A 16,642-nucleotide genomic window follows, 5' to 3' on the forward strand; every position below is an offset into this window, starting at 1 on the left:
CCCCGGCCGGGCGCACGGTCACGCAGGTGCAATGCGAAGCGTGCCGCGCGCCCGGGGAGTAGCCCGCAGCCGTTGTCGCAGCGCGCAACCTGACCGCTCACGGCCCTTCATGGGCGGGAATCAACCATCACCGGGTCGCTGAGTCGCCGTCGAACCGGGCGACAGGAGCTGGACGCTCTCGCGGGGTGATGGGGTCCGGGTACCGAGCCGCAGCACGGTGACCGCCGGCAATACGGCCGCAGTCTTCACTACGATTGCGAAGGCCAGTGCCCGATGTCGCCTGCTCGTCGATGCCCCGGCGCGAAGCTGTCATGAAACGGCACCAGCCGCATTGACTTCGTCTTGCGCAGAGATTGTGATCGGAATCCCCTCCACAATCCCCGTCCAAAAGCAAGCAGCACCGGTTAAAATGCTGGGTCAATTCCCTCCTACAGCCCCCTACAGGCGAGTCAATTTCCGGTTGGTGCAAACAGGTAACAGCCAAGGGTACAAATGAAGCCGTTCCCCATATTCCTCTCGGTCGTCTTACTTGTTCGCAACCAAAGCGCATGTATCGAAACGCTTGTGAGCGAGGCTGCCGCGACGGTGGACCGTCTGGTGTCCGATTACGAGTTGATCATCGTCGACAACGCATCCGAAGACGAAAGCGTAGCGACCTTGCGTGACCTGACTTCGGAATCCGGGCAGCCGAACCTTCAGGTCTATGCACTCACGAAGGAAGTCGACACGGACACGGCGTTTTGGGTCGGCCTCGAAAATGCGCTCGGTGATTTCGTCGTTGTGCTCGATCCGCTGCTCGACGACATCTCTGTCGTGGAATCGATGCTGGACAAGGCCACGAGCGGGGCCGACATCGTGCTGGCGCATAACCAGCAGCGGCCTGCACAAAGTGTGCCGTACAGGCTTGCTCACGCGGCGTTCGATCTGCTGTATCGCTATTCCAGCGGTGTGAAATTCGCCAACGAAACACCCCCGTACCGGCTCGTCAGCAAGCGTGTCGTCAACTTCATACTTCAACATCCGCAACCGGCAATCACATATCGCCATTTGCCGCTCACCGGTGGCTTTCGCCGCTGCAAGCTGCTTTATAGCGCTGCGCCGAAGGAGTCTCGTGTCAAGCACCTCGGCGAGAGCATAGATCGCGGCATGCGAGTGCTGGTGTCGACGACGCAGGCTCCGATGCGGGTCGTGACTTCGCTCTGCATGTTTGGTGCGGGCGCCAATCTGGTCTATTCGGTGTACGTGGTGCTGATTGGCCTATTTCAAGCGCATGTCGCGCCGGGCTGGATCAGCATCTCGCTGCAACAATCCGGCATGTTCTTTCTGATTTCTCTCGTCCTGCTGGTTCTGGGCGAATACATCCTGAACATGGCGAGCCTCTCGAACGAAGGGCCGCTTTATCATGTCGGACAAGAATTCACGAGCGCGCGCATGACGCGTCGAGAGAAGCTCAACGTTGAGGAAGCGCAACCTCCCGTCGACCAACCAAACGGTCACGCGGAGCGCGCGCACTAATGCGAGCATCGACATCGGTGTATGACGCGGTGGTAATCGGCGGCGGATTCTATGGCGCAGTCATCGCGCTCTATCTCGTGCGTCAACGCGGATTCAAGAGAATTTGCTTGCTGGAGCGGGAAGCCGACTTGCTGCAACGTGCGTCGTTGAACAATCAGGCGCGCGTACACAACGGCTATCACTATCCCCGCAGCTTCACGACCGCGTATCGCAGCCGCATCAATCTGCCCAAGTTCGTACGCGACTGGCCGCAAGTAGTGAAGACGGACTTCACCAAGCTGTACGCCATCGCGCGCCGCAACTCAAAGGTCACCTCAAAACAGTTTCAGCGATTTTGCCGCGAGACGAACGCCCAACTGGAGCCAGCGGCACCGCCGCTCAAGGCGCTGTTCGAGCCTCGACTGATTGAAGACGTATTCGTCGTGCAAGAGTATGCGTTCGACTCGCAACGGCTCGCCGCCTGGGTGCGCGACGAACTGCTCGATGCGGCCGTCGATGTGCGCCTGCGCACGCGAGCGGAAGCAATCAACCGCACGGACAATGGACAACTGGCCGTCGTTGCACGTGACGCCCAAGGTGATCTGTACCAACTGAACGCGTACCACCTCTTTAACTGCACATACAGCGGCCTCAACCAGTTCAGCGGCGACTTTCCCGGCACGCATACGTGCCTCAAGCACGAGATCACCGAGATGGCGCTGGTGCAGGCACCACCCGAACTGGAAGACAAGGGGATCACGGTGATGGACGGACCGTTTTTCTCAATGATGCCGTTCCCGTCGCGCGGACTCCATACGCTCTCGCATGTGCGATACACACCTCATCTGCACTGGGACGACGAGCGTCACGTCGACCCCTATCTTCGCTTGGCCACATATCCGCGGGATACGCACATGGACCGCATGATTCGTGATGCCGCGCGTTATATGCCGTCGGTGCGAAACGCGAAGTACATGGAATCGCTCTTCGAAATCAAGACCGTGCTTACCAAGAACGAAGTCGACGATGGGCGGCCGATTCTGTTTGAAAAGCACCGTGATTTGCCTGGTTGCTTCTCGATTCTGGGCGGAAAGATCGACAATATCTACGACGTGCTCGAGAAACTCGACGCCGAAACACTCATCGTGCCCTCGGATCAATCACTTTGCCAGTGAAACTTGACATGACTAACGCGCTTATCGGATTCTCCGGCTTTGTCGGGCAATCATTGCTCAGGCAGAGCACATTCGAATCACTGTACCGATCGACCGACATCGGACATATCGACGGCCAGTCCTTCGACGATGTCGTGTGCGCCGGCACACCCGCACAGAAATGGATTGCCAACCGCGAGCCGGAAGCCGACCTGCGGAACATCGAAGACCTGATCGCGCATCTCGGAACGATCCGCTGCCGTCATTTCACGCTGATCAGCACGGTCGATGTTTTCAAGCATCCCGTCGGCGTAGACGAAGGCTCCGCAGTGGAAGAGGCTGACCTTCACGCATATGGCAAAAATCGCCGCCACCTGGAGAAATTCGTCGAATCGCACTTTCCCGACCATCTTGTCGTGCGCCTCCCGGGGCTCGTCGGGCCGGGCCTGCGCAAGAATGTCATTTTCGATTTCCTCAACGACAACAACTTGGGCGTTATCGACAGCCGTGGCGTGTTCCAGTTCTATCCGATGGTCAATCTTGCCGCCGACATCGCGATTGCGCGCAATGCGGGACTCAAGCTGATCCATCTCACCGCCGAGCCCATCAGCGTCGCCGACATTTCGGCACAGGGATTCGGCAAGCCGTTCGAACAACACCTTGGAAATGCGCCGGCCAGCTACGATCTGCGCACGCGTCATGCCAATCTGTTCGGCGCTTCCGGTCATTACCAGTACAGCAGGCGCGAAACCGTGCAGGCCGTGCGCGCCTATGCCCAGTCCGAGCCCCGCGCCGGCACCGCTCGAGCGTGAACATCGCATGAGAATTTCAGTCTCCAATATCGCATGGGACGTTGCCGAGGACGAAACGCTGGCGACGCTCTATACACGCTATGGCGTAGACGCTATCGACATCGCCCCGGGGAAGTACTTCCCCGAGCCTGCGGCGGCGAGCGCCGAGGATATGGTCCGCGTCAAGGACTGGTGGAACAGACACGGCATCGAGATAGTCGGCATGCAGTCCCTGCTGTTCGGCACGACAGGTCTCAACGTGTTTGGCTCCCGCGACAGCCGCGAAGCCATGGTCGCGCACATGGAAGCGGTCTGCCGCATCGGCAGGGGTGTTGGCGCGACGCGTCTCGTGTTCGGATCACCGAAGAACCGCGACCGCGGTGAACTCAGCGATGACCAGGCGCTCGAGATCGCCGTGCCGTTCTTTCAGCGCTTGGGCGATATCGCGGGTGAGCATGGCGTCATGCTCTGCCTGGAGCCCAATCCTCCTCGTTACGGCGCGAATTTCATGACCACGAGCGAAGAGACTTTGAGCGTTGTCAGACAAATCGGGCACTCAGCGATCAGGATGCAGTTGGACACGGGCGCGATGACGATCAATGCCGAAGACGCGGCGGCAACCGTGATTGCCTGCGCGCCCCTGGTCGGCCATATCCACGCGAGTGAGCCCGGCCTGATACCCATCGGCGACGGTTCTTGCGATCACGCCTCGATCGCACACAGCATCCGCAACTTCCTGCCGGGGCATATCGTCACCCTGGAAATGGTGGCGACGAACGACGAGCCTCATCACGTGTCCATCGAGAGAGCGCTAAAAAAGGCACTTTCGTGCTATGGCAACCCAGGAGCCGGAGCATCGAAATGAAGTGGATCATTCTGGCGCTGGGCATTGCGTCCAACGCAGCGGCAAGCGTGCTCGTCAAGTTCGCCATGCTTCCACCGCGCAAGTTTCCGTCCTTGTCCGCCCCCATGGCTGCCTTGACGAACTGGCCGTTCTGGCTCGGCCTGGCATTGTATGGCGCGGCATTTCTACTTTATGCTGCGGCGCTGGCACGATTACCGCTCAACGTCGCGCATCCCGTGCTGACGTCGGGCGCGATCGCTTCCGTTGCACTGAGTTCCGTGCTCATCTTCCGAGAACCGTTTCACTGGACGACAGGCGCGGGGATCGGCCTGATCGTGACGGGCGTGGTTCTCCTGACCATGCGCGTAGCCTGACGAAAATCCATGAACACTGTACCCGCTTCGCCCTTGGGCGACGACCGCGCCGCATGGCAGGTCCCGAGCTTCGACACGCTGCTATGGCTGGGAAAGCAGCACCGGGCATGCGTCATCATTCCGGTGATTAATGAAGGCGATCGCATTCGCAGTCTATTGGCACGCATGCGTGCAAAGCACATTGCCGCGAGCGCCGATATCATCATCGTGGATGGCGGAAGCACCGATGGCTCGCTCGCAGAAGCATTCCTGCGCGAGCATGACGTACGCGGACTGCTCCTGAAAACGGCGCCCGGAAAATTGAGCGCGCAGTTGCGTTGCGCCTATGCGTTCGCGCTGAAGCAGGACTACGAGCATATCGTCACCATCGACGGAAACGACAAGGACGACCCGGAAGCCATTCCCCGCTTCATCCACGCGCTCGAGCAAGGCGCCGACTTCGTCCAGGCGTCGCGCTTTCTCGCTGGAGGCATCGCCGAGAACACACCGAAATCCCGCGACTTCGCGATTCGATTCATTCACGCGCCAATGCTAAGCCTGTTCTCCGGCTTCTCATGGACCGACACCACACAAGGTTTCCGGGGCTATAGCCGGCGCATGCTGCTCGATCCGAAGATCGCGATCTTTCGCAACGTGTTCATGAGTTACGAGCTGCTCGTCTATCTGTCGTACCGCGCCCCCAAGCTCGGCTACCGATGCATGGAACTGGCAACCACCCGCCGCTACCCTAAAGGTGAGGTGCCCACGAAGATTAGCGCTGTGAAGGGTAACGTCGCGGTGTTGAAGATGCTTTTTAAAGCGTGCTTCGGCGCCTATAACGTATGACCGCTATCCGCCATAGCGTGCCATTACATCGCAGATGCGTGCTGTTGCTGGCCGCACACAGACCGCCTCCGCCGTGCAAAGTGACAGCCAACCAAGGTTTCAATCGAAAATGACCTCAAAACAGGGCTATGCGATTCCAGGTGACTCACTTTCGGCCTTGTCTTTATCGCCGTCTTTTTCGGAACTGCACACCACCTCAAAAATCAAAAACATGAATTCTGTCAATCGATCGTTGGCTCCTGCAAGGCAAATCGAAATCGTGCAGCGCGACTAGATGAAAGGGTTCCGCGTGGATGTTCGGATCGGTCGGATTCAAGGAATTTACAGAGACAATCATGCAGCGTCTGACTTGGTTAGTGCTATTTCCACTGATTATAGCAACGGTTTTTATTTTCAATCCAGCCGGATTGCGTCACGACATTGGTGATGGCAAAGGAAAATACATCGACATTGTCGACTCGTTTTCCGAATACCTGGTAAGGGACAAAGTCAAGAACGAGATCCTCGGCACGGAAAACAAAGGCGTTCTACTGATCATTCCCCGCGGATATCCGGATAACGATTACGCCTACCATACCGACGGAACACGCCTTTATTATACGAATCTAGCCCTGCAGGCTTATGCCGCTTCCTTGGTGGCGCGCGGCTTAAATTTGAAAACAGAAAAACAGATCGATGTTTTTCTGGCCGCACTCCGATTCACAAACGCACTGCTGCTGGCCCTGATTCTCAGCATATTTTTCAGAAGAATTGTCAGGGATTACCAGCTCGGTTGCGCACCTCTTGTACCCATTCTGCTCTCCTCACTCGCAGGATTCGTGTTTTTCGCGCAGAATCTCTATTTCATTTCCCCGATATTTTATGCACCGTTTGCTTTTTCAGCGATCGCGGCAGGTCGATGGAAAAACTGGGCGCTTTACGCAGGCTTCGTCGCACTTTCTTTTCTCAATTTTTCACGAGGCTACGAATTTGCGACCATCTACACCATCAACTGCGTGTTTTCCGCATTATGCTTTATGCGAGGATCGAACCGGCATCTCATCCAGGTCAGCATCGCCATATTTGCATCGGTGTGCTTTGGATTTCTTATCGCCGCTATCGATCATGTTTTGATCGTCTGTCACGCGATCGGTCGAAGCTCTCTTCGCGCGGGTGCCGAACTGGCATTCTCGTCCCTGACCCAGCGCACCGCCAGTTTCGACAATGTCCCGGTACCGCTCACCACACAGTTCTTCGATGTCATTCGCGGCCGAATGGGTGACACCGCCTTTGTCTTTCCGTGGTTCCGTGAATGGAAGCTGACGGAAGGCAATGTTTTCGCTATCGCAACCATCGCCTTGTTGGTGCGCTTCCACCGACTTACGCGGCTGGAGAAGTTGATATTCGTCTGGGCACCCTTGTCCTATGTGTCGTGGTACGTGTTCGGATATCAGCACATCATGTGGCACTTCATGTACGAGTGGAACATTTTCGCCGCCACGATTGGAATTGGTTTCTGCATTCTGATGCTCCAGTACGGCTCGGAGATCGCAGCGTACGCACGCCATTTGCGCTCACGCGTCTGACAGGCGTCAGACGCTGAAAAGCGCGGCAACACCGATTGGCTGCAGGACCGACGCGAATATTGGACGACGACGTAACAACCTACCCTTCGCGCCCCGGCACGGGCTGGTCGGCCGCCCCGTCGCCCGCCGTGCCGGCGCCGAGTTCGGTCGCCGGATACGCATGCCTGGCCAGCTCCGCGAGCGACTCGGCCGTCGGCTTGCCGACGTTCGCCTGCAGCTTCGCCAGCGCGGCCGCGATCGCTTCGCGCGCCGCCGCGGACGTCGTGCGCCGGTCACCGCCCGGCGCGATCGGTTCGCACACGTACAGGTGCGCGACGAGCGGGCCGCCGCGCAACACCATGTCGAGCGACTTGCCGAGCGACAGCTCGCCCGTGTAGGCCGGCGCGACCGACTGCCGTCGCTGCGCGTCCTCGTACATCAGGCAGATCGGCTGCACCGCGCAGCCGGCCGATACCGCGGCCTGGAACAGGTTCGCATGGAACGGCAGCAGTTCCTGCCCGTCGGTCGTCGTCCCCTCCGGAAACACGCACATCAGCCCGCCGTTGCGCAGGCGCTCGGCCATCTCGTGCATGATCCGCATCGCCTCGGTGCGCTTCTCGCGCTGCAGGAACACGGTGTCGAGCTTCTCGGCGAGCCAGCCGACGACCGGCCACTGCCGCACCTCGGCCTTCGACACGAACGGCGTCGGCCGCCACGCGTTGATCGCGTAGATGTCGAGCCACGACACGTGATTGCCGACCACGAGCGCGCTCGCGTCGAGCCGCGCACCGTCGTTATGGACGACGACACGCATCCCGCAGATCCGCAGCATCTTGAGCGACCAGCGGCGCGTCATCTCGGCGCGGCGCGCGGGCGTGACGTGCGAAAAACGCAGCGCGACGATCGCCATGCCGCGCAACAGGTGAAAGACGAGACGCAGCTTGCGAAGGGCGGTCATGGCGAGGGTCCGGCGTGGGTCAGTGGCGCTCGAACGCGATCTGCCCGGCGACGAGCGTCGTGCGCACGCAGGCAGGCAGTTCGTAACCGAGGAACGGCGAGTTGTGGCCCTGGCTCTTCAGCGCACGCGGCTCGACGCGCCAGTGTGCGCGCGGATCGAACACGCACAGGTCAGCCGCGCCGCCTTCGGCCAGGCGGCCGGCCGGCAGCTTCAGCACATCGGCCGGCGCGGACGTGATACGGCGCAGCGCCTGCGCGAGCGGCGTGCGCGTTTCTTCCGCCCACTTCAGCGTCAGCGACAGCAGCAGCTCGAGCCCCGTCGCACCCGGCGTCGCTTCGCCGAACGGCAGCAGCTTCTCGTCGTCGTCGACAGGCGTGTGGTCGGAGCAGATCGCGTCGATCGTGCCGTCGGCGAGCGCCACGCGGATCGCTTCGCGGTCGCGCTCGCTGCGCAGCGGCGGGTCGAGCCGGAACTGCGAATCGAAGTAGCCAATGTCGACGTCGATCAGGTGCAGATGGTTCACGCCGACGTCGCAGGTGACGGGCAGCCCTTCGGCCTTCGCCTCACGCACGAGCGCGAGACCGGCCGCCGACGACAGCCGCGCGAGGTGCACGCGCGCGCCCGTCACGCGCATCAGTTCGAAGATCGTGTGCAGCGCGATCGTCTCGGCCGCGACCGGCACGCCGGACAGCCCGAGCCGCGACGCGAGCGCACCGCTCGCGGCGACGCCGCCGCGGCCGATGAACGCGTCGAGCGGGCGCAGCCACGTGGTGTAGTCATAGGTGCTCGCGTACTGCAGCGCGCGCAGCAGCACCTGCGTGTCGCGCACCGGCACGTTGGCATGCGTGAAGCCGACGCAGCCGGACTCGGTCAGCGCGACCATCTCGGTGATCACCTCACCCTTGAGACCGACCGTCAGCGCGCCGAGCGGATGCACGTTCGCCTGGTGCAGGTTGCGCGCGCGGTACTTGAGCATCTCGACGAGGCCCGGCTCGTCGAGCACGGGATCGGTATCCGGCGGGCACACGAGGGTCGTGACGCCGCCCGCGACGGCCGCGGCCATCTCGGACGCGAGCGTCGCCTTGTGCTCGTAGCCGGGCTCGCGCAGCCGCGCGCACAGGTCGACGAGGCCGGGCGCGACGATCAGGCCCGATGCGTCGATGGTCTTCGCGGCGTTGAAATCGGCCGGCGCCGCCGTGCCGGCCTCGGCGATCGCGGCGATCTTGCCCGCCGCGACGAATACGTCGGCCTGCCGCTCGGTGCCGGCGACCGGGTCGATCAGCGTGCCGCCTTTGATATGAATCTTCATGCGCTGTCTGTGAATGCGTTGATTGCGTGAAAAGGATGCGCGAAAGCGGGCTCAGTCGTTGTTGCCGGCGACGATGCCCATCACCGCCATCCGCACGGCGATGCCGAACGTGACCTGGTTGAGGATCACCGACTGCGGACCGTCGGCGACCTGCGAATCGATCTCGACGCCGCGGTTCATCGGGCCCGGGTGCATCACGATCGCATCGGGCGCGGCGAGCGCGAGGCGCTCGGGCGTCAGGCCCCAGGTCTTGAAGTATTCCTGCGCGGACGGCAGCAGCGCGCCGCTCATCCGCTCGTTCTGCAGGCGCAGCATGATGATCACGTCGACGCCCTTCAGCCCTTCGTCGAGGTTGTGGAACACCTTCACGCCCATCTGCTCGAGACCGCCCGGCAGCAGCGTGCGCGGGCCGATCGCACGCACTTCCGGCACGCCGAGCGTGGTGAGTGCATGGATGTCGGAGCGCGCGACGCGCGAATGGAGGATGTCGCCGACGATCGCCACGCGCAGCTTCGTGAAGTCGCGCTTGTAGTGACGGATCGTGTACATGTCGAGCAGGCCCTGCGTCGGGTGCGCATGACGGCCGTCGCCGGCGTTGATCACGTGCACGTGCGGCGCGCAATGCTCGGCGATCAGGTACGGCGCGCCGCTCGACGCGTGGCGCACGACGAACAGGTCGGCGTGCATCGCCGACAGGTTGTTGATCGTGTCGAGCAGCGATTCGCCCTTGCTCGTCGACGACGCATTGATGTTCAGGTTCAGCACGTCGGCCGACAGGCGCGTCGCGGCGATCTCGAAGGTCGTGCGCGTGCGCGTGGAGTTCTCGAAGAACAGGTTGAAGACGGACTTGCCGCGCAGCAGCGGCACCTTCTTCACTTCACGGTCCGTCACGCTGACGAACTGCTCGGCCGTATCGAGGATGTGATTGACGATCGAGCGCGGCAGGCCCTCGATCGACAGCAGATGCTTCAGCTCGCCGTTTTTCGTGAGCTGCGGGTTGCCCTTCAGGAAACCGTAGCGGAATCGATCGGGGCTCGCGGCCGCGGCGGGATTGCCGGTGCGGCCAGTGGTGTCGGTGGTCATGGTGTGCGTGATTCCAACTATGCAAACGGGCCGCGGTGCGAACCAGCGGCCCGGGATACGGTTTCGCGTGCCGTTCAGGCGCCGTGCGCCTCGACGCGCAGCGTGAACTGCGCGGCATCGTCGCGCGCGAGCACGAGCGTCGCGCCGGCCGGCACGTCGAGCGCGCCGCCCGCGAAACGCGCAGCGACCGGCAGCTCGCGGCCGCCGCGATCGGCGAGCACCGCGAGCTCGACCGCGGCCGGACGGCCATAGTCGAACAGCTCGTTGAGCGCCGCGCGCACGGTGCGCCCGGTGTACAGCACATCGTCGACGAGCACGATGCGCGCGCCGTCGATCTCGAACGGCAGCGACGTCGGGCTGGCTTGGCTGTGCAGGCCCTTCTTCGCGTAGTCGTCGCGATGCAGCGCAACGTTCACGACGCCGAACGCCGGTGCGCCGAGATCGCGCGCGAGACGCTCGGCAAGCCACGCGCCGCCGCTGTAAATGCCGGCGAGGCGCGGGCCGTCCGGTTCGGCGAAAGCCGTACCGTACGCGGCGCGGATCTGGTCGAGCAGGACGCGGTAAAGCGCCTCGGCATCAATGGTGCTCATGGTCGGACAATTGATCGAGATACTGTTGAAGGATGACGCGGGCGGCCTCGGCATCGAGCATCTCGGCCCGGGCGCGGCCGCGCACGTTGCGCTCGCGCAGCCCGGCCTCGGCCTCGACCGACGAATAGCGCTCGTCGACCCACGTGACGGGCAGCCCGAAACGGCCGTTCAGCTGGTTGCCGAACCGCTTCGCCTGCTGCGTCATGTCGTGCGGCGTGCCGTCCGGATGCATCGGCAGGCCGACGACGAGCGCGTCCGGCCGCCATTCGGCCAGCAGGTCGCCGACCGCCTTGAAGCGGTGTTCGCGGTTCAGGTTCTGGATCACGAGAAGCGCGCGGGCCGAGCGCGTCAGCGCATTGCCGATCGCGACGCCGATACGCTTTTCGCCGTAGTCGAACGCCATGAGCGTCGCATCGCGCGCGCTCGCGCCACTCATGCGTGCCCTGCTTCGCCTGACAGCATCGACGAACTGACGCCGAGCAGGCCAAGTGCGGCTTCGAAGCGCTCTTCGGCCGGCGTGTCGAACACGATGCGCGGATCGGCGGCGACCGTCAGCCAGCCGTTGCGGGAAATTTCTTCCTCGAGCTGCCCTGCGCCCCAGCCCGCATGGCCGAGCGTCAGCAGGAAGCGCTTCGGGCCGGTGCCCGTCGCGACCGCCTCGAGCACGTCCTTCGACGTCGTCATCTCCAGCCCGCCTTCGACGGACATCGACGAGTTGTAGCTCGCGCCCTCCACCGGCTCGTGCAGCACGAAACCGCGCTCGGTCTGGACCGGGCCGCCGAAGTACACGGGAATGTGCAGCAACGGCTCGATGTCGAGCTTCAGGTCGATGCGGTTGAACAGCGATTCGAGGTCGATGTCGGTGGGACGATTGATGACGAGGCCGAGCGCACCGCGCTCGCTGTGATCGCAAAGATAGACCACCGTTCCCGAAAACGTCGGATCCGCCATGTTCGGCATGGCGATCAGGAACTGGTTGGTGAGATTGATGCGATCGGAAGGCTTTGACATGGTTTGAATTTTAGCAAAGACGCCGCGACCTGACCGGGCCGCGATCAACAAGCAACGCCGCGCCACGCTGGCAACGGCGCGCGCGGATCACACGGCACTCTAACACGCGCGCGGGCGCTGTCGGGAGCGTGTTGCAGGCCCGCGCGGCAAGGGCCGCCGCCATGTGTCCGTCCCCTTGTGCGTCAGGTCCGGCCGAGCGCCGCGCCAAGCGCCGCGGACGCCGCGGTGAGGTCGGGCGGCGCGACGCCGGCCGCGATCTTCAGCAGCGCCGCGCGCAACATGTCGGACGCGTGACGGTGCGCATCGAGGCCGCCGTCCGCGAGCGGCACGCCGTGCGCCGCACGGCGCCACGCCAGGCCGAGCGTATCGGCCAGCAGCGCCGCGTGGCCGAGCCCGAGCGCGCACGCGGCCGTGCCGACCCGGTAGGCGGCGCCGGACGCATGCCACGCGGCACCCGCGTCGGCGGCGGCCGGATCGACCGCGAGATCGACCATCGACGCATCGGCCGTCTGCAGGAAATCCTCATAGGCATGCGCATTGACGGTCACGACGCCGAGCGTGCGGGTCGGCGCGGCGACCACCGCATCGTGCTCGGCCCGCGCGGCATCGGCCTCCCACAGCGCTTCGGACGCGGGCGTGCCGGCGACGTGCCAGTCGACCGTCAGCCCGTAGTCGTGCAGCACGTCGACGAGCGCGACATCCTCGGCCGCGGCGCCGAACAGCGCGAAATCGCGCCATAACAGCGCAACCGCCTCGCACACGAGTTCGGGCGGCGCACTGCGCCGACCCTGTGCATGCTCGCCGAGCAGCAGGTTCGTCCGCGCGAGAAAACGCTTCAGCTCCGGCGCGCCGCTTGCGCGCAGCGCACGCAGGCACGCGGTCGCGAGCCGCCAGAAATCGTACGGCCCGTCGTCGGTGAGCGCCGCCAGCATCGCCTCGAGTTCGTCGAGCGCCGCATCGGGCGCGCCTTGCTGCGCGCGCAGCACGCCGAGCAGCGCCTGCTCGTAGCGGGCGCGTATCCGGGTCGCGAACGCATCGGGCAGCGCCCGCAGCGTCGCTGGCGGCACCGCGCGGCCGACGAGCGCGAGCGCGTCGAGCGGCACGCTCGCGCGCAGGTCGGCGGCGCTTTGCGCACGCAACGCACGGAAATGCTCGAAGAGAACGGGCGAGCAGGCTAGCTCGCGCAGGTTGTGGCGCCCGACGGCCGCGCGAAAATCGCGCAACGCGGCACGCCAGCCGGCCGAAGTCGGCTCGGTGGCGACGAGCGCCGCGGCGGCCGATAGTTGCCCCGCGAAACGCGCGGCCGGCAGCCAGCCGGCTTCCGCCAGCACGGCCGCGGCAGCGGACAGCGGCGCGGTTGCGTCGTCGCGACGTTCGAATGCGTCGGCGGCGGCCGCAAGCCACGCGTCGGCTGCACGCACCGCCCCGCCACGCGGGTTGGGCAGTGCGTCAGGTTGGGGAATGTTCGCCGGATCGGCCGTCATGGACACGCGCGCCTGTCATCGTCGAGTCGCTCGCGCGAACCTCGGCGCGCGAGCGCCGGGCCGATGCGAGGCCTGAGCGGTGTGTCCGTGGGCCAAGGGTCCGGTCAGATCTGGACCATCTCGAAGTCTTCCTTGCGGGCGCCGCATTCGGGACACGTCCAGTTGATCGGGACGTCTTCCCAGCGCGTGCCCGGGGCAATGCCCTCTTCCGGCAGCCCGGCTTCTTCGTCGTAAATCCAGCCACAAATCAGGCACATCCAGCTCTTGTATTCCATCTTAAGCCGCGTCGGGAAAGTCGGTAAATTCGGGAGCCATGATGGTACCGTGTCGGGGCCGGACTGCCTAGCAATCGCGCTGGAGTACGGCAACTACGTTGCGCTGCGCTAAAAAATCCGTCGTGCGGGCCGGATTACGCCGCATAATGGCTGAAAAGTGCGGCCTGCCGGGCAACACAGGGCCGAAAAAGCCCATTTCGCCTCGCCGTCCGCATACCCGTCGCTTTCCCGTTTTTCTCTTGCCCCATTTTTACATGTCCAGCAACGCCCCTCCGATCGTCCTCACCTTCGGCCTGTCCGATCCCACCGGCGGCTCCGGCCTCCAAGCCGATCTGATGACCCTGGCGAGCATGGGCTGTCACGGCGTGTCCGTCCTGACGGGCTACACCGTGCGCGACTCGGCCGCCTGCGACGAAGTGACCGGCCTCGATCCCGACGTCGTCGCCGCCCAGGCGCGCATGTTGCTCGAGGACATGCCGGTCGCCGCGTTCAAGATCGGCGCGGCGACGCGCGCGGAAGTCGTGAGCGCGATCGCCGAGGTCGTCGCCGACTACGACGGTGTGCCGCTCGTGCTCGCGCCGGACTTCACGCTCGACGACGAACACGTGCTGGCAGCCGACGACCTGCGCGAATCGATCGCCGACCTGCTGGCGCCCCAGACGACGCTGCTGGTCGCCGACTACGCGACGCTGATCGCGCTCGCACAGCCGGACGGCGATGCCGAGGCGCCGAATCTCGACGCGGCCGTATCGCACCTGCTGTCGCAGGGTTGCGAGTACATCCTGTCGTCCGAAATGGGCTCGCACCGGCTCGTCAACACGCTGTACGGCGAGGAAGGCCAGCTCCGCGAGGACATGTGGGATCGCTCGCCGCACCGGCTGATGGGCATCACCGACACGCTCGGCGCTGCGATCGCGGCGCTGCTCGCGAACGGCCAGGAGCCGCCCGAAGCGGTCCGCGAGGCGCAGGAGTACTTGTACCAGGCCGTGCGCGACGCGTTCCGGCCCGGCATGGGTGCGCATATGCCCGACCGGTTCTTCTGGGCGCGCAGCAACGAAGACTCGGACACGCCGCCGGCCACGAAGGTCGACCCGGTGCCGAGGACGTCGCACCGGCATTGAAGCGCGTGCGGCGGGCTGAACGCCGGCCCGCGCGTGCAGTGAATCCCGCGCGCAAATAAAAAAAGACCCGCATCGCTGCGGGTCTTTTCTTTTGGCTGGAACGCGCATCGCTGCGCGCTCCGGACACCATCGACCGAAGTCGATTACATGTCCATGCCCATGCCGCCCATGCCGCCCGGCATGCCGCCAGCCATCGGTGCATCTTCCTTCGGCAGTTCTGCAACAGCTGCGTCCGTCGTCAGCAGCAGGCCTGCAACCGAAGCTGCGTTCTGCAGTGCGGTGCGCGTGACCTTGGTCGGGTCGACGACACCGGCTTCGACCATGTCGACGTACTCGCCCGTTGCTGCGTTGTAGCCGTAGTTGCCATTGCCTGCAGCAACTGCCGCCACCACGACGCTGGCTTCTTCGCCGCCGTTCGTGACGATCTGGCGCAGCGGCTCTTCCATGGCGCGCAGCACGATCTTGATGCCGGCGTTCTGGTCGGCGTTCAGGCCGGTCAGGCCCGCGATCGCGGTGCGAGCGCGGATCAGCGCAACGCCGCCGCCTGCCACGATGCCTTCTTCCACAGCTGCGCGCGTTGCGTGCAGTGCGTCTTCGACACGTGCCTTCTTTTCCTTCATTTCGACTTCGGTCGCAGCACCGACCTTGATCACTGCCACGCCGCCGGCCAGCTTGGCCACGCGCTCTTGCAGCTTTTCACGGTCGTAGTCCGACGTCGCTTCTTCGATTTGCGCGCGCACTTGCTTCACGCGTGCTTCGATGTTCACGGCTTCGCCTGCGCCGTCGATGATCGTCGTGTTTTCCTTGCCCACTTCGATACGCTTCGCCTGGCCCAGTTCTGCCAGCGTTGCCTTCTCGAGCGTCAGGCCGGTTTCTTCCGCGACGACTTGACCGCCGGTCAGGATCGCGATGTCTTCCAGCATCGCCTTGCGACGATCGCCGAAGCCCGGTGCCTTGACCGCAACGGTCTTCAGGATGCCGCGGATGTTGTTGACGACCAGCGTTGCGAGCGCTTCGCCTTCGACGTCTTCAGCGATGATCAGCAGCGGACGGCCAGCCTTCGCGACTTGCTCGAGTACCGGCAGCAGATCACGGATGTTCGACACCTTCTTGTCGTGCAGCAGCACGAACGGGTTGTCGAGGACGGCAACTTGCTTGTCCGGGTTGTTGATGAAGTACGGCGACAGGTAGCCGCGGTCGAATTGCATGCCTTCGACGACGTCGAGTTCGTCGGCCAGTGACTTGCCGTCTTCGACGGTGATCACGCCTTCCTTGCCGACCTTGTCCATCGCTTCAGCGATGCGATCGCCGATCGACGAATCGCTGTTCGCCGAGATCGAGCCGACCTGTGCGATTTCCTTGTTCGTCGTGCACGGCTTGCTGATCTTCTTCAGCTCTTCGACAGCCGCTGCGACTGCCTTGTCGATGCCGCGCTTCAGGTCCATCGGGTTCATGCCCGATGCGACGTACTTCATGCCTTCGCGAACGATCGATTGCGCGAGGACGGTTGCCGTCGTCGTGCCGTCGCCTGCGTTGTCGCTGGTCTTGGAAGCGACTTCCTTGACCATTTGCGCGCCCATGTTCTGGAGCTTGTCCTTCAGCTCGATTTCCTTCGCGACCGACACACCGTCCTTGGTGACCGTCGGGCCGCCGAAGCTGCGCTCGAGCACCACGTTGCGGCCCTTCGGACCCAGCGTGACCTTGACTGCGTTGGCGAGAATGTTCACGCCTTCGACCATCTTCGAACGGGCGGAATCGCCGAATACGACGTCTTTAGCTGCCATC

17 protein-coding genes are annotated in these 16,642 nt (G+C 63.6%); 8 read left to right on the plus strand and 9 right to left on the minus strand.

Translation table 11 applies throughout. The features are described 5' to 3' along the window. Window positions 1–492 precede the first annotated feature (492 nt). From ACTRWB_RS13725 to ACTRWB_RS13755, 7 genes are all read left to right on the plus strand, one after another. Complete coding sequence (locus ACTRWB_RS13725) at window positions 493–1,515, plus strand: glycosyltransferase (protein WP_446902209.1); 1,023 nt, start codon at window positions 493–495, stop codon at window positions 1,513–1,515. Continuing rightward, on the plus strand, window positions 1,515–2,669 hold the full coding sequence (locus ACTRWB_RS13730; protein ID WP_446902210.1) for an FAD-dependent oxidoreductase: 1,155 nt from the start codon (window positions 1,515–1,517) through the stop codon (window positions 2,667–2,669). Before ACTRWB_RS13725 ends, ACTRWB_RS13730 begins: the two co-directional genes overlap by 1 nt. Window positions 2,670–2,677: 8 nt before the next feature. Further along, a complete protein-coding gene (locus ACTRWB_RS13735; protein ID WP_446902211.1) occupies window positions 2,678–3,460 on the plus strand; it encodes a pyridine nucleotide transhydrogenase in 783 nt (260 codons plus the stop codon). A 7-nt stretch (window positions 3,461–3,467) separates the two neighbouring features. Beyond that, entirely contained in the window at window positions 3,468–4,304 is an 837-nt protein-coding gene (locus ACTRWB_RS13740; RefSeq protein ID WP_446902212.1) for a sugar phosphate isomerase/epimerase family protein, read from the plus strand. After that, complete coding sequence (locus ACTRWB_RS13745) at window positions 4,301–4,657, plus strand: SMR family transporter (RefSeq protein WP_446902213.1); 357 nt, start codon at window positions 4,301–4,303, stop codon at window positions 4,655–4,657. The genes ACTRWB_RS13740 and ACTRWB_RS13745 overlap by 4 nt, the downstream gene beginning before the upstream one ends. 9 nt (window positions 4,658–4,666) lie before the next feature. Next, the gene (locus ACTRWB_RS13750; RefSeq protein WP_446902214.1) at window positions 4,667–5,482 is read left to right on the plus strand and encodes a glycosyltransferase family 2 protein; all 816 of its coding nucleotides are present in this window, start codon (window positions 4,667–4,669) and stop codon (window positions 5,480–5,482) included. 335 nt (window positions 5,483–5,817) lie between these two features. Further along, a complete protein-coding gene (locus tag ACTRWB_RS13755) occupies window positions 5,818–7,047 on the plus strand; it encodes a hypothetical protein (protein WP_446902215.1) in 1,230 nt (409 codons plus the stop codon). Window positions 7,048–7,126: 79 nt separating this feature from the next. Here ACTRWB_RS13755 and ACTRWB_RS13760 read toward each other — a convergent pair whose 3' ends face one another. From ACTRWB_RS13760 to ACTRWB_RS13795, 8 genes are all read right to left on the minus strand, one after another. Next, window positions 7,127–7,984 (minus strand): lysophospholipid acyltransferase family protein, encoded by an 858-nt coding sequence (locus tag ACTRWB_RS13760; protein WP_446902216.1) that lies wholly within the window; start codon window positions 7,982–7,984, stop codon window positions 7,127–7,129. A gap of 19 nt (window positions 7,985–8,003) precedes the next feature. Next, on the minus strand, window positions 8,004–9,293 hold the full coding sequence (locus ACTRWB_RS13765) for a dihydroorotase (protein WP_446902217.1): 1,290 nt from the start codon (window positions 9,291–9,293) through the stop codon (window positions 8,004–8,006). A 51-nt stretch (window positions 9,294–9,344) separates the two neighbouring features. Beyond that, window positions 9,345–10,376: an aspartate carbamoyltransferase catalytic subunit gene (locus tag ACTRWB_RS13770; protein WP_027807413.1), complete on the minus strand. Its 1,032-nt coding sequence runs from the start codon at window positions 10,374–10,376 to the stop codon at window positions 9,345–9,347. A gap of 74 nt (window positions 10,377–10,450) precedes the next feature. Then, window positions 10,451–10,966 (minus strand): bifunctional pyr operon transcriptional regulator/uracil phosphoribosyltransferase PyrR, encoded by a 516-nt coding sequence (gene pyrR, locus ACTRWB_RS13775; protein ID WP_446902218.1) that lies wholly within the window; start codon window positions 10,964–10,966, stop codon window positions 10,451–10,453. Then, the gene (ruvX, locus tag ACTRWB_RS13780; RefSeq protein ID WP_048251531.1) at window positions 10,953–11,402 is read right to left on the minus strand and encodes a Holliday junction resolvase RuvX; all 450 of its coding nucleotides are present in this window, start codon (window positions 11,400–11,402) and stop codon (window positions 10,953–10,955) included. The genes pyrR and ruvX overlap by 14 nt, the downstream gene beginning before the upstream one ends. After that, window positions 11,399–11,977 carry a YqgE/AlgH family protein gene (locus tag ACTRWB_RS13785; protein WP_011351143.1) on the minus strand — a complete coding sequence of 193 codons (579 nt, stop codon included), beginning with the start codon at window positions 11,975–11,977 and terminating at the stop codon, window positions 11,399–11,401. Before ACTRWB_RS13785 ends, ruvX begins: the two co-directional genes overlap by 4 nt. A 182-nt stretch (window positions 11,978–12,159) precedes the next feature. Beyond that, a complete protein-coding gene (locus tag ACTRWB_RS13790; RefSeq protein WP_446902219.1) occupies window positions 12,160–13,461 on the minus strand; it encodes a hypothetical protein in 1,302 nt (433 codons plus the stop codon). A gap of 104 nt (window positions 13,462–13,565) precedes the next feature. Next, the gene (locus ACTRWB_RS13795; protein ID WP_004186709.1) at window positions 13,566–13,736 is read right to left on the minus strand and encodes a rubredoxin; all 171 of its coding nucleotides are present in this window, start codon (window positions 13,734–13,736) and stop codon (window positions 13,566–13,568) included. 254 nt (window positions 13,737–13,990) lie between these two features. On the opposite strand from ACTRWB_RS13795, the gene ACTRWB_RS13800 reads away from it, so the two are divergent. Next, the gene (locus tag ACTRWB_RS13800) at window positions 13,991–14,857 is read left to right on the plus strand and encodes a hydroxymethylpyrimidine/phosphomethylpyrimidine kinase (protein WP_048251533.1); all 867 of its coding nucleotides are present in this window, start codon (window positions 13,991–13,993) and stop codon (window positions 14,855–14,857) included. A 143-nt stretch (window positions 14,858–15,000) separates the two neighbouring features. On the opposite strand, the gene groL is transcribed toward ACTRWB_RS13800, so the two are convergent. Continuing rightward, window positions 15,001–16,641: a chaperonin GroEL gene (groL, locus tag ACTRWB_RS13805; RefSeq protein WP_047899968.1), complete on the minus strand. Its 1,641-nt coding sequence runs from the start codon at window positions 16,639–16,641 to the stop codon at window positions 15,001–15,003. Between the last annotated feature and the right edge of the window lies 1 nt (window position 16,642).

It is taken from the genome of Burkholderia sp. YIM B11467 (genome assembly GCF_052952715.1).

Coding starts and splice junctions, on each gene's coding strand:
- ACTRWB_RS13725 (WP_446902209.1), top strand. CDS start 493: ATGAAGCCGTTCCCCATATTCCTCTCGGTCGTCTTACTTGTTCGCAAC.
- ACTRWB_RS13730 (WP_446902210.1), top strand. CDS start 1,515: ATGCGAGCATCGACATCGGTGTATGACGCGGTGGTAATCGGCGGCGGA.
- ACTRWB_RS13735 (WP_446902211.1), top strand. CDS start 2,678: ATGACTAACGCGCTTATCGGATTCTCCGGCTTTGTCGGGCAATCATTG.
- ACTRWB_RS13740 (WP_446902212.1), top strand. CDS start 3,468: ATGAGAATTTCAGTCTCCAATATCGCATGGGACGTTGCCGAGGACGAA.
- ACTRWB_RS13745 (WP_446902213.1), top strand. CDS start 4,301: ATGAAGTGGATCATTCTGGCGCTGGGCATTGCGTCCAACGCAGCGGCA.
- ACTRWB_RS13750 (WP_446902214.1), top strand. CDS start 4,667: ATGAACACTGTACCCGCTTCGCCCTTGGGCGACGACCGCGCCGCATGG.
- ACTRWB_RS13755 (WP_446902215.1), top strand. CDS start 5,818: ATGCAGCGTCTGACTTGGTTAGTGCTATTTCCACTGATTATAGCAACG.
- ACTRWB_RS13760 (WP_446902216.1), bottom strand. CDS start 7,984: ATGACCGCCCTTCGCAAGCTGCGTCTCGTCTTTCACCTGTTGCGCGGC.
- ACTRWB_RS13765 (WP_446902217.1), bottom strand. CDS start 9,293: ATGAAGATTCATATCAAAGGCGGCACGCTGATCGACCCGGTCGCCGGC.
- ACTRWB_RS13770 (WP_027807413.1), bottom strand. CDS start 10,376: ATGACCACCGACACCACTGGCCGCACCGGCAATCCCGCCGCGGCCGCG.
- pyrR (WP_446902218.1), bottom strand. CDS start 10,966: ATGAGCACCATTGATGCCGAGGCGCTTTACCGCGTCCTGCTCGACCAG.
- ruvX (WP_048251531.1), bottom strand. CDS start 11,402: ATGAGTGGCGCGAGCGCGCGCGATGCGACGCTCATGGCGTTCGACTAC.
- ACTRWB_RS13785 (WP_011351143.1), bottom strand. CDS start 11,977: ATGTCAAAGCCTTCCGATCGCATCAATCTCACCAACCAGTTCCTGATC.
- ACTRWB_RS13790 (WP_446902219.1), bottom strand. CDS start 13,461: ATGACGGCCGATCCGGCGAACATTCCCCAACCTGACGCACTGCCCAAC.
- ACTRWB_RS13795 (WP_004186709.1), bottom strand. CDS start 13,736: ATGGAATACAAGAGCTGGATGTGCCTGATTTGTGGCTGGATTTACGAC.
- ACTRWB_RS13800 (WP_048251533.1), top strand. CDS start 13,991: ATGTCCAGCAACGCCCCTCCGATCGTCCTCACCTTCGGCCTGTCCGAT.
- groL (WP_047899968.1), bottom strand. CDS start 16,641: ATGGCAGCTAAAGACGTCGTATTCGGCGATTCCGCCCGTTCGAAGATG.